Below are 10797 nucleotides of genomic sequence, written 5' to 3'. Positions count from 1 at the left end.
CCACCGACGTGCCGCGAACCCCGAGGGCCGCCCATGCGACCGCGTACCGCCCCCGCCGCCCCCGCCACGGCGGCCGTGCTCGTGCTCCTGCTCGGGCCCGCCGCCCCGTCCGCGTCCGCCGACGTGGCGGTCGCAGGCCGGGAACCCCGCTGCGGGGACGGCGCCGCCGCGCCCGGCTTCCCGCTCCGCACCCGCATCCGCGGCGCCCCGGCCGAGTACCGCGCGGGCGGCGGCTTCCAGGGCTGGGACGTGGAGCTCACCAACACGACCTCCCAGCCGTGCCGGAACATCCACCCCGTGCTCGTCCTCACCGACCGGTCCGGTGCCCTGCGGCCCGGCGAGGTCCGGTTGGAGTTCGCCGACCCCTCCACGCCCGGGGGGCGGCGGCCCGTGCTGCTGGAGGAGACCGACGCCCGGGAGGTCGTCGGCGTCCTGGACGGCGGCCCCGCCGCGGCCGGCGGCGGGTTCACCGTCCCCGCGGGCGGCACCGTCCGCGTGCCCGTCCGGCTCGCGTTCACCGCTGGGGCGCACCCCGACGAGATCACCGTGCACGCGGCGATCGTGCAGCGCAGGGGGGACGACGGCGACTGGGTCGGTGAGTCCGGTGCCTACCGCCTCACCCTTCTCGCACCCGGGCCCACCGCGGCCCCGCCGTCCGGGACGCCGTACGCGTCCGGCTCCCCGGCCGAGCCGTCGGGGGCCGCCACGGCCGCCTCTGCGCGGCCGCCCGACCCCGGTGAGCTGGCCCGCAGCGGCCAACCGTCGCCGGCGGGTCCGTGGCTCCTCGCCGGGGCCGCCGCGGGCTGCGTGGCGCTGGGCGCGGCCGCCGTGCTCGTGGCCGCCCGGCTCCGCCGCCACCGCCGCTGAACGCGGAGGCCGACGCGGGGGCGGACGCGGTCCCCGGGCGGCACGCCCGGCCCGGCACGCAGGGCGGGAGGCCCCCGCGGCGCCCCGCGGCTCCCGCCGTTCACCCGGGTCTGCGACGATCACGCGGTGGACCGACCGCACACCACCGCACCCGGGGCCCCCGTCCGCTCCGGAGTCCCCGAGCACGGGCGCGTGCCCAAGTACTACGCCGTCAAGGCCCGTGTCGCCGAGCTGCTCGACGAGCTGGGCGAGGGCGGCGCCCTGCCCACCGAGCGCGACCTCGCCGTGCGGTACGGGGTCTCCCGCGAGACCGTCCGGCAGGCCCTGCGTGAACTGCTGCTGGAAGGCCGGCTGCGGCGGCACGGCAGGGGCACGGTCGTCGCCGGGCCGAAACTCGAACAGCCGCTGTCGCTCGCCAGCTACACGGAGGGTGTGCGCCGCCAGGGGCGCCGTCCCGGCCGCCACCTCGTCGCCCTCGACCGCTTCGCCGCGTCCGGCGCGCTCGCCGCCGAGCTGGGCGCCCCGCAGGGGGAGCCCGTCTGGCACATGGAGCGCGTCCTGCTCGCCGACGACGAGCGCGTCGGCCTGGAGAGCACGTACATCGCCGTCGCCAGGGCCCCCCGCCTGGACGCCGACTTCGACCCCGACTCGTCCTTCTACGCGTACCTCCGCGAACGGCTGGGCCTCGCCTTCGGCGACGCCGACGAGCGCATCGAGACCGTGCTCGCGACCCCCCGCGAGGCCCTGCTCGTCGGCACCCCGCCGGCGCTGCCCATGCTGCTCCTGCACCGCCTGTCGCGGGACGCCGCAGGGTGGCCGCTGGAGCGGGTCCGCACCCTCTTCCGGGGCGACCGCTTCAGCTTCACCACCCGGCTCGGCTGATCCCCGCCCGCGTCGAGGACGAGCGCGTCGGTGCCGCGCACCGGCCGGCCGATGGGCATCGGCCCGGTCGCCGCGGGGGCGACGGTCCGCCTCGCCACCCGGGATCGTGCATCACGAGAAGGTAACGGGTCTAGGCCAGGCTTGGGGGGTCGTTCACTGCCGCTTCCCCTCCGGGTCCCGCCGACGACACCTGCCGCCCCGACCGTTTCCGACGTGAGATCCACGAAGGTCAGGAAGATCGTCATCGTCGGCGCCGGGGCACTGGGCACCCTGCACGCCTGGCACGCCCTGGAGCGCGGCCACGAGGTCGTCCACATCGAACGGGAGACCGAAGCCCGCGGAGCCTCCCTGCGCAACTTCGGCCAGATCTGGGTCAGCGGCCGGGCCCGCGGCGAGGAACTGGACACCGCCCTCCGCGCCCGCGAGCTGTGGGAGCGCATCGGAGCCCGCGTCCCCGCGCTCGGGTTCCGGCCCAACGGTTCCCTCACCCCCGTACGCACCGACCTCGAAACCGCCGTCGCCGAGGCCGCGGCCACCGCCCCCGACGCCGCCGCCCGCGGGTTCAAGCTGCTCACGCCCGCCGAGGCCCGCGCTGTCAACCCGGCCCTGCGGGGCGACTTCACCGCCGCCCTGCACTGCTCGCGGGACGCCGCCGTCGAGCCGCGCACCGCCCAACTCGCCCTGCGCGGTGCGCTCCGCGCCACCGGCCGCTACACCTTCCTCCCCGACCGCGAGGTGCGCGAGGTGGTCGGCGAGCACGCCGTCCGCGACGACCACGGCGACACCCACCGCGGCGACGCCGTCCTCCTGTGCACCGGCGCCTGGCTCGGCGGCCTCGTCCGCGAGGTCGCCGGCGCCGTGCCCGTGCGCCGCGTCCGCCTCCAGATGATGCAGACCGCGCCGCTCGGCGAGCCCCTCACCACCTCCGTCGCCGACGCCGACAGCTTCCGCTACTACCCCGCGTACGACTCCGCCGCCCTCGACGCGGGCCAGCCCCAGGAACCGGTCGCCGCCGCCCACCACATGCAGCTGCTCATGGTGCAGCGGCTCGACGGCGGGCTCACCGTCGGCGACACCCACGCCTACGACCACCCGTTCCCGTTCGACACCGTCGAGGAGCCGTACGAGCACCTGCACCGCGTCGTCGAGCGGCTCCTCGGGCGCCCCCTGCCGCCCGTCCGCCGCCGCTGGGCCGGCGTCTACGCCCAGTGCACCGACCCCGCCCGGGTCGTCCACCGCCAACGCGTCCGCGACGGCGTGTGGCTGGTCACCGGGCCCGGCGGTCGCGGCATGACCTGCGCCCCCGCGATCGCCGAGACCACCGCGAACGACCTGGGATGGTGACCTGCTCCGTGAACCCGACACCCCGTCTCGTCGTCCTCGACATGGCCGGGACGACCGTCGCCGACGGCGGCCTCGTCGAGGACGCCTTCACCGCCGCCGCCCACCGCCTGGGCGAGGACCCCGCGCCGATGCTCGACCACGTCCGCGCCACCATGGGCGAGTCCAAGATCGCTGTCTTCCGGCACCTGTTCGGCGGCGACGAGGCCAAGGCCCGCCGCGCCGCCACCGCCTTCGAGGAGGCGTACGGCGAACGCGTCGCCGCCGGCTCCGTCACCGCCCTGCCCGGCGCCGCCGACACCATCCGGACCCTGCGCGACCAGGGCCGCACCGTCGTCCTCACCACCGGCTTCGCCCGCGTCACCCAGGACGCCCTGCTGGACGCCCTCGGCTGGCACGGCCTCGCGGACCTCACGCTCTGCCCGGCCGACGCCGGCGGCCGCGGCCGCCCCTACCCGGACCTCGTGCTCACCGCGCTGCTGCGCACCGGCGCCGCCGACGACGTCCGGCAGGTCGCGGTCGCCGGCGACACCGCGTACGACATGCTCAGCGGCGTCCGCGCGGGCGCCGGGCTCGTCGCGGGCGTGCTCACCGGCGCCCACGACCGCACCCGGCTGACCGCGCACGGTGCCACCCACGTCCTCGGCTCCGTCGCCGAACTCCCCGCGCTCCTGACCCGCGAGGAGCGGGCGTGAGCGGCGTCCGCCGCGTCGGGGCGTCCGTCGCCCACGGCGGCACCCCCGTGCCCGGCTCCTTCGCTCTGACCGTCGAGCCCGGGGAGGTCACGGCGCTGCCCGGCCCGTCCGGCTCCGGCGGGACCACCGCGCCGCGCGCCGTCGCCGGGTCCGCGGGGCCCGCCGCCGGGCGGGTCCGCCTCGGGGGCTGCGACGTGACCGGCCTGCCGCCCGACCGCGGCGGCCTCGGCATGGCCGTGCGGCCGGGCCCGAACGTCCGGTGCCGGGCCCGTCGGGGCGACAGGCCCACCGCCCTCGCACTCCCGCACGCCGCCGGGCCGGCCAAGGGCGCCCCGCACGCCGGCACCCGCAGGAAGCGGCCGGACCTCCCGCCGAGCCGGCAGACCCGGCGTCGGGCGGGCGAGGCCCGCGGCGGCTCCCCGGCCCGCACCGGCATCAGGCCCGCCGACGCCCTCGCCCGGCCGGGGGACGGCGTGGAGGTCTTCGCGCCGGGCCGGCGGGACGCCGACGAGAACCCGCCCGCGTACGCCGGCGCCCGGAAGAAGGCGACCGGCTGGTGAACAACCTTTCCTGACTGCCCGTCAGGAATTCACCGCACGCATCTGTCCCGCGCGGGCCCCGGGCGCGAGCATGGCCCGGGCCCCGCCGCCGCTCCGCGCACCCGTAGCCGCCCACCACCTCTCCCGGAGGACCAGCATGCCCACCCCCGGCATACCCCGCCGCACCGTGCTCACCGCCGCCACCGCCACGACTGCCGCACTCGCCGCCACCGGCCTGGCCGCGCCCACCGCCCACGCGGCCGCCCCCGCCCTGCCCGACGGCACCAGCCGGGACAAGGTCCTCGTCGTCGGCATGGACGGGCTGCGCCACGACCGCATCGACGCCGCCGACGCCCCGCGCCTGAAGGCCATGCGGGCCGCGGGCACCTTCGGCACGTCCCTGCTGTACGCCAGCCCCATGGCGGCGACCTCGTCCGGCCCCGGCTGGTCGACGATCTCCACCGGTGTCTGGCCCGACAAGCACGGCGTGCGGGACAACTCCTTCACCGGCCGCGACTACGGCCGCTACCCCGGCTTCCTGGCCCGCCTCCACCAGGTGCGGCCCGAGCTGTCGCTCTTCGCCGCCGTCGACTGGAAGCCGCTGGACACGTACGGCACGGTCACGGCGGGCGCCGACGCGAAGCTCGTCCTCGACGGCGACCGCGACGGGTACGTCGGTCACGACGAGACGATCACCGCCACCACCGTCTCGGTCCTGCGCGACCAGAACCCGGACGTCGCGTTCGTCTACCTCGGCAACACTGACGTCGTCGCCCACTCCTGGGGCACCGGCAGCCGCTACCTGCACGCCCTCGCCGTCCAGGACGCCCAGCTCGGCCGGATGCTCGACGCCATCGAGGCGCGGCCCACCCGCGCCTCCGAGCGCTGGACGGTCATCGTCTGCACCGACCACGGCCACGTGGACAGCGGCGGCCACGGCGGCAGCTCCATCCCTGAGCGCATGACGTTCGTCCTGGCCACGGGGCCCGGCATCGCGGCGGGCGCCCGTCCCCACGACACCCGCCTGGTCGATGTCGCCGCCACCGTCTTCCACCAGCTCGGCGTCACCCCCGACCCGTCGTGGGGCCTGGACGGCCGCCCCCTCCAGCAGCGCACGACCGACCCCTTCGACACCCTGTACGGCTCGCTGCGGGAGCGCACCGACGAGTCCGGCATCCCGGCCGGCGTGCTCGGCTACACCCACACCCCGCCCGGCGGCTGGTCGGTCATCAACGGAGCCATGGGCACCGGCGGCGTCACCGAATGGCGCGGCTGGTCGTTCACCACCGACGACTTCTGGTCCCGCACCCACCGCGACCAGTGGCGGGAGCTCAACGTCCGCTCCCGCGGCGTCTTCGCGGTCGCCGACTCCGACGAGTGGGACGACCGGTCCAGCTCCGGCCGCTTCGACTCGACGCTGGTCACGCCCGCCTACAGCGTGGCGGGCCGCTCGAAGGCCACCCTCGCCTACACCACCCACTACCGCCAGGAGCCCGGCCAGACCGCGCGCGTGCTGGCCTCCTTCAACGGCGGCACGCCCGTGGTCGTCCGCGAGTACGCCGCCGACGCGGTGGCCCAGCCGCAGTCGCTGACCCTGGACGTGCCCGCCGGGGCGTCCTCGGTGTCCTTCCGCTTCCACTACACCGGCGCGAACAACTGGTACTGGGTGCTCGACGACGTCCGGTTCACGGCCTCCTGACGGGCCGGCGGCCGGCCCCCCGCCCGCGACGGGAGGCCGGCCGCCGCCGGTCAGACGAAGTCCACCAGGTCCGCGATGGAGTCCTTCACGTGCGTCGGCCGGTACGGGAAGCGGTCGATGTCCGCCCGCGCCGTCAGGCCGGTCAGCACGAGGAACGTCTCCATGCCCGCTTCCAGGCCGGCCAGGATGTCGGTGTCCATCCGGTCCCCGATCATGGCGCTGCTCTCCGAGTGGGCGCCGATGGTGTTGAGGCCGGTGCGCATCATCAGCGGGTTCGGCTTGCCCACGAAGTACGGCTCCTTGCCGGTCGCCTTCGTGATGAGCGCGGCGACCGCGCCCGTCGCCGGCAGGGCGCCCTCCGCCGAGGGGCCGGTCTCGTCCGGGTTGGTGGCGATGAACCGGGCCCCGTTGTTGATGAGCCGCACCGCCTTCGTCATCGCCTCGAAGGAGTACGTGCGCGTCTCGCCGAGGATCACGAAGTCCGGCTCGGTGTCCGTCAGGACGTACCCGACGTCGTGCAGCGCCGTCGTCAGCCCGGCCTCGCCGATGACGTACGCGGAGCCGCCGGGGTGCTGGTCGTCGAGGAACTTCGCGGTCGCCAGCGCCGACGTCCAGATGTTCTCGACGGGCACGTCGAGCCCGATCCGGTCGAGCCGCGCGTGCAGGTCCCGGGCGGTGTAGATCGAGTTGTTCGTGAGTACGAGGAACGGCCGCCCGGAGTCCCGGAGCTTCCGGATGAAGGCGTCCGCACCCGGCACGGGGACGCCCTCGTGCATCAGCACGCCGTCCATGTCGGTCAGCCACGAGGTGATGGGCTTGCGCTCTGCCATGTTGCCGCTCTCCTGTACGCGAGAACCTGCTGGGGCCGCCGGGACGACGCTGTGCCGCGACGCCCTCAGCCTAGTTCCTCGCCGCTGGGCCACCCGCGGGTGTCCGGCCCACCGGGGCGAACGGTTGTTCACGGCTCCGGGCCGAGCGGTTCCTACCAGTCGGTAGGGACGCGCGGGTGGTCGCGGGGCGGGGCCGACCGACGCCGCTCGGGATGCGAGGAGCGCGGGAACGCGTGACGCTTCCCGTAGGAGGAGGTTCACGATGCGCACAGGAGTGCTCGCTCTCCGTGCCGGTGGGCTCGTCGCCGTGGTGGCGGCGGTGCTCGGGCCGGGGCTGGGAGCCGCGACCGGGGCGGTCCCGGAGGCGGCGGCCGCGGAGGGGCGGATCGGTGTGGCGGCCAGCCCTGAGGTCGTGGCGCCCGGGGCGGACCTGGACGTGCGGGTGGAGGGGTGCGGCGCGGACCGCGGCGCCGTGCGGTCGGCGGCCTTCGTGGCCGACGTCGAGCTGTCCGGCGCCGAGGGCGGCGCCCTGCGCGGCGACACCACGGTGCGGTCCGGCACCGCCGAGGGCGCGTACGCCCTCCGGGTCGACTGCGGCGGCCGCACCCACGAGGCCGCGGGCGGTGTCCGGGTCTCCGCGGACCCGCCGCCCACCCCGTACGCCGCGGTCCGGGCCGGCGGGGGTGGTGCCCCGCTCGCCGCGGACCTGCCGAGCGTGGCCGGGCCCGGCGCGGCGGAGCACGGGCCCGGGGCCCGGCACGCCGTCATCGGGCTGGTCCTCGCCGCCGTCGCGGCCCTGGCCGTCGCCCTGCGCGGCCACCGCCGCCGGCCGCCCGACCACCCCGCGGCCACCGAAGACCACGACACGGACTGCCGCGGGCCCGGTTCCCGCGGCGCCGGCCTCCTCGGGGCGGACGGACGCGTGGCCGACGGTTCCGGGCGGGGCGGCCGGGAGTCCGGCGAGCGGCTCGACCGCGGGGGCCCCGCCGGGAGCGCCGGGACCGGGCATGCCGTGCGGGGCGACCGTGGGGTGCGGGCGGCCCCGGAGGGCTGCGGGCGGCCCGGACGCGCGGATGCCGAGCCCCCCGAGCAGGTCGAGCACCCCCCCGCGCGCCGAGCGCACCCTGCGCGCTGAGACCCGTTCCGGCACGGACTGACCACATGGGCGGGGAGGCGGGGGGCCGCCGGTGCGGGGCGGTTCGCGGTCGGGCTGGTCCGGGCCCTGGTCCTCGTCGTGCTGTGGCTCCGGGGCAAGGAGGTGACCCACGGGCAGAGCGCCCTGTCCGCCCCCACCACCGGGGACGTCGCCGCCGCCGTCGGCCGCCCCCGGGGCGTACCGCTCCCGCCGCCGCTCCCTCCCCTCCCGCCGCGCCGCAGCGGCTGGAGGTGCCGTCCCGGGGTCTCACCGCACCGGTCGTCCTCCGGGGGCTCGACGGAGAGGGCGGCATCGAGGCGCCCCCGTACGCGATGGCACAGGCCGTCGGCTGGTTCGGCGCCGGGGCGGCGCCCGGTGCGGACGGCGCCGCCCTCCTCGTCGGACACGCCGAGACCGACACCCGTCCGGCGGTCTTCCGCGCGCCGGCCGCCGTGCGGCCGGGCGCGGTCGTGCGGGTTCGGCGGGCCCGACGGCGTACTGGCCGAGTTCACCGTCGACGGCGTGGACGTCCTGCCGCGCCGCGGCTTCGACGCCCACCGGGCTTACGGGCGACGCGACCCGGGCCGCGCCGAGCTGCGGCTCATCACCTGCGGAGGCGCCTTCGACCCGGCCTCCGGCGGCTACGCGGCCGACGTCGTGGTGTCCGCGTACCTGACCGGCGTCCGCTGACCGCGTGCCGGTACGACGAAGGCCCCCTCACTCGCGTGAGGGGGCCTTCGCCCTTCAGTGCGCCGCCAGGGACTCGAACCCCGGACCCGCTGATTAAGAGTCAGCTGCTCTAACCAACTGAGCTAGCGGCGCCTGCTGACCTGCATAACTCTACCCGATGACGAGGGGTGCCCCGCACCACCCGGCGGCCCCCGCCGCCGGAACGCGGTCCGATTTTCCGACTCGCCACGCCCGTCAGATGGTCGTTTTTTCCTTTTCAATCGTCAAAATGCGTTATGTCAGGACAGTCGAGAGACTGGCGCCCGTGCATCAGGACGAACGAAGCGTGATGAGCGTGGAGGGGAACAACCACATGGTCGCAACCGTCCCGGTCTTCGAGGAGTACGAGCCCGCCGCCGACTGTCCCTGCCCCGGTTGCGCCCGGTGGCGGCGGGAGCTCGCGCTGCGCCTCCCGGTGCGGACCGGCGGGCACCCGGCCGCGCACGGGGCCCGCCGGGCCCTCGTCCTCGCCACGGCGGCGGGCGTGGTCCTCGGCGGCGGCGCCGGCGCTGTGGGCGCGGTCCATCCGGCCGGCCCCTTCCACCCCCTGGGCCCCGCGGGTACCGCCGCGCCGCCGCCCACCCCGCAGGGCGGGGCCGAGGGCCTGCACGGCCGCCCGCACCCCGGGCCGACGAGCGGTCCCGTCTCCCGTCACGACCTGCCCAGGACGACGCGGGCGGACATCATCAACCGGGCGAAGCGCTGGGTCGCCGAGGGCGTCCCGTACTCGATGGAGAGGTACTGGTCCGACGGCTACCGCCAGGACTGCTCCGGCTACGTCTCGATGGCCTGGAACCTCCCCGGCAACGAGTGGACGGGCAGCCTGCACCGGTTCGCCACCCAACTCGACCGCAGCGAACTGCAGCCGGGCGACATCCTGCTGTTCCACAACCCCGACAACCCGACCAAGGGGTCGCACGTCACCATCTTCGGCGGCTGGACCGACTACCGGCGCACCCACTACGTGGCGTACGAGCAGACCAAGCCGTACACCCGCAAGCAGGCGACCCCGCTGGCGTACTGGAAGAACTCCGACCGATACCTGGCGTTCCGCTACAACGGGCTCATCACCGGCGAGGCGCCGTCCGACCCGGGCACCGACACGGGGACGGGTGCTCCGGGTGCTCCGGGGGCGGGCTTCCCCGGAGCCTGGGCGTTCGGCCCCGGAGCGCGCAACCAGCACATCACCGAGCTCGGGCGGATGCTGGTGGCCCGCGGCGCCGGCCGCTACTACGCCAAGGGCCCGGGGCCCCACTGGGGCGAGGCCGACCGGCGGGCCACGCAGGCGTTCCAGCGGGCCCAGGGCTGGCGGGGCAAGGAGGCGGACGGCCTGCCGGGACCGCACACCTGGCGGCTGCTGGTGCACGGCAAGGGCCGGGACCTCGGTGGGGCGGCGGCCACCCGCGCCCCGGCGGGCGCGGTTCCCCCGTACCCCGGCCGCGGCCGCTTCCGGCCCGGCCAGTCGAACACGTACGTCGAGACGCTGGGCCGCCAGTTGGTGAAGCGCGGCTACGGCAGGCACTACCGGAAAGGCCCCACCCCGCGCTGGGGCGAGGCCGACCGGCGCAACGTCCAGGACTTCCAGCGGGCCCAGGGCTGGCGCGGCGGCGCCGCCGACGGCTACCCCGGCCCGGAGACATGGAGGCGGCTCTTCCGATGACCGACCACAGCGACGAGCGTGAGGCCCGCACGATGACCACGCCGAACAAGGAGCCCGTGCCCCCGGCCGAGGAGGAGGCGCCGCCCGGGTCCATCCCCATGACGGACCTGCCGTTCCCCCCGACCCTGGGGCCGCGGGCGAAGCCGGCCCGGCCGTCGGTGCCGGCCCGGGCGTCCACCCGGGTGATCTCCGCGGCGATGGCGGCCCCGCCCAGTCTGGCGCCCCTGGCGGGCCCGCTGGCCCAGCCCGCCCCGCCGCCGACGGCGCCGCGCGGCGGGGAACCGGCCGGGGCGCCCCGCGAGGAGCCGGTCACCGACGGGGCCGGCAGGGCCGAGGGGGCGAGGGAACCGTCACGGGCGAGGGCGGCGGAACCCGCGCCCGCCCCGACGCCGGAGCAGCGGCCGCAGCCGCAGCGGGCGC

At 76.7% G+C, this 10797-nt stretch carries 10 protein-coding genes, 1 tRNA gene and 2 pseudogenes; 11 read left to right on the top strand and 2 right to left on the bottom strand.

Annotation, left to right across the window (positions count from 1 at the left end; genetic code table 11):
• The first annotated feature begins 33 nt into the window (after positions 1–33).
• From BJP40_RS09010 to BJP40_RS08985, 6 genes are all read left to right on the top strand, one after another.
• Positions 34–867, top strand: coding sequence for a hypothetical protein (locus BJP40_RS09010; protein WP_079171041.1), 834 nt, complete (start codon positions 34–36; stop codon positions 865–867).
• A gap of 126 nt (positions 868–993) precedes the next feature.
• Positions 994–1749, top strand: a complete 756-nt coding sequence (locus BJP40_RS09005) for a GntR family transcriptional regulator (protein ID WP_071268819.1) — start codon at positions 994–996, stop codon at positions 1747–1749.
• A 237-nt stretch (positions 1750–1986) separates the two neighbouring features.
• The gene (locus BJP40_RS09000) at positions 1987–3093 is read left to right on the top strand and encodes a TIGR03364 family FAD-dependent oxidoreductase (RefSeq protein WP_175499915.1); all 1107 of its coding nucleotides are present in this window, start codon (positions 1987–1989) and stop codon (positions 3091–3093) included.
• Positions 3087–3785, top strand: a complete 699-nt coding sequence (locus tag BJP40_RS08995; RefSeq protein WP_071268817.1) for a phosphonatase-like hydrolase — start codon at positions 3087–3089, stop codon at positions 3783–3785. Before BJP40_RS09000 ends, BJP40_RS08995 begins: the two co-directional genes overlap by 7 nt.
• Positions 3782–4345, top strand: coding sequence for an ATP-binding cassette domain-containing protein (locus tag BJP40_RS36245; RefSeq protein ID WP_071268816.1), 564 nt, complete (start codon positions 3782–3784; stop codon positions 4343–4345). Before BJP40_RS08995 ends, BJP40_RS36245 begins: the two co-directional genes overlap by 4 nt.
• A 136-nt stretch (positions 4346–4481) precedes the next feature.
• The gene (locus BJP40_RS08985) at positions 4482–6023 is read left to right on the top strand and encodes an alkaline phosphatase family protein (protein WP_071279947.1); all 1542 of its coding nucleotides are present in this window, start codon (positions 4482–4484) and stop codon (positions 6021–6023) included.
• Positions 6024–6073: 50 nt separating this feature from the next.
• Here the strand turns inward: BJP40_RS08985 and BJP40_RS08980 are convergent, their stop codons facing one another.
• Positions 6074–6853, bottom strand: coding sequence for an HAD-IIA family hydrolase (locus BJP40_RS08980; protein ID WP_071268972.1), 780 nt, complete (start codon positions 6851–6853; stop codon positions 6074–6076).
• 262 nt (positions 6854–7115) lie between these two features.
• On the opposite strand from BJP40_RS08980, the gene BJP40_RS32800 reads away from it, so the two are divergent.
• The 3 genes and pseudogenes from BJP40_RS32800 (at position 7116) to BJP40_RS36235 (ending at position 8678) form a co-directional block, all read left to right on the top strand.
• The gene (locus tag BJP40_RS32800; protein WP_071279946.1) at positions 7116–7988 is read left to right on the top strand and encodes a hypothetical protein; all 873 of its coding nucleotides are present in this window, start codon (positions 7116–7118) and stop codon (positions 7986–7988) included.
• Positions 7989–8014: 26 nt separating this feature from the next.
• A pseudogene (locus BJP40_RS36240) lies at positions 8015–8425 on the top strand (hypothetical protein); the annotation flags it as partial.
• Positions 8426–8510: 85 nt separating this feature from the next.
• Positions 8511–8678 (top strand): hypothetical protein, encoded by a 168-nt coding sequence (locus BJP40_RS36235; protein ID WP_319020101.1) that lies wholly within the window; start codon positions 8511–8513, stop codon positions 8676–8678.
• Between the two features lie 58 nt (positions 8679–8736).
• On the opposite strand, the gene BJP40_RS08965 is transcribed toward BJP40_RS36235, so the two are convergent.
• Positions 8737–8810, bottom strand: a tRNA-Lys gene (locus BJP40_RS08965).
• Between the two features lie 220 nt (positions 8811–9030).
• On the opposite strand from BJP40_RS08965, the gene BJP40_RS08960 reads away from it, so the two are divergent.
• Complete coding sequence (locus BJP40_RS08960; protein WP_071279973.1) at positions 9031–10377, top strand: peptidoglycan-binding protein; 1347 nt, start codon at positions 9031–9033, stop codon at positions 10375–10377.
• Positions 10374–10797, top strand: a pseudogene (locus BJP40_RS08955) (hypothetical protein); the annotation flags it as partial. The gene BJP40_RS08960 and the pseudogene BJP40_RS08955, both read left to right, overlap by 4 nt.

This window comes from Streptomyces sp. CC53 (genome assembly GCF_001865245.1).
GTDB lineage: Bacteria > Actinomycetota > Actinomycetes > Streptomycetales > Streptomycetaceae > Streptomyces.
The sequence above is the reverse complement of the archived record's forward strand: the minus strand, read 5'-3'. Positions and strand labels throughout refer to the sequence as shown.

Excerpts from the sequence above, each read along its gene's own strand:
- BJP40_RS32800 (WP_071279946.1), top strand. The coding sequence starts at position 7,116 with ATGCGCACAGGAGTGCTCGCTCTCCGTGCCGGTGGGCTCGTCGCCGTG.
- BJP40_RS08980 (WP_071268972.1), bottom strand. The coding sequence starts at position 6,853 with ATGGCAGAGCGCAAGCCCATCACCTCGTGGCTGACCGACATGGACGGC.
- BJP40_RS09010 (WP_079171041.1), top strand. The coding sequence starts at position 34 with ATGCGACCGCGTACCGCCCCCGCCGCCCCCGCCACGGCGGCCGTGCTC.
- BJP40_RS08995 (WP_071268817.1), top strand. The coding sequence starts at position 3,087 with ATGGTGACCTGCTCCGTGAACCCGACACCCCGTCTCGTCGTCCTCGAC.
- BJP40_RS08960 (WP_071279973.1), top strand. The coding sequence starts at position 9,031 with ATGGTCGCAACCGTCCCGGTCTTCGAGGAGTACGAGCCCGCCGCCGAC.
- BJP40_RS08985 (WP_071279947.1), top strand. The coding sequence starts at position 4,482 with ATGCCCACCCCCGGCATACCCCGCCGCACCGTGCTCACCGCCGCCACC.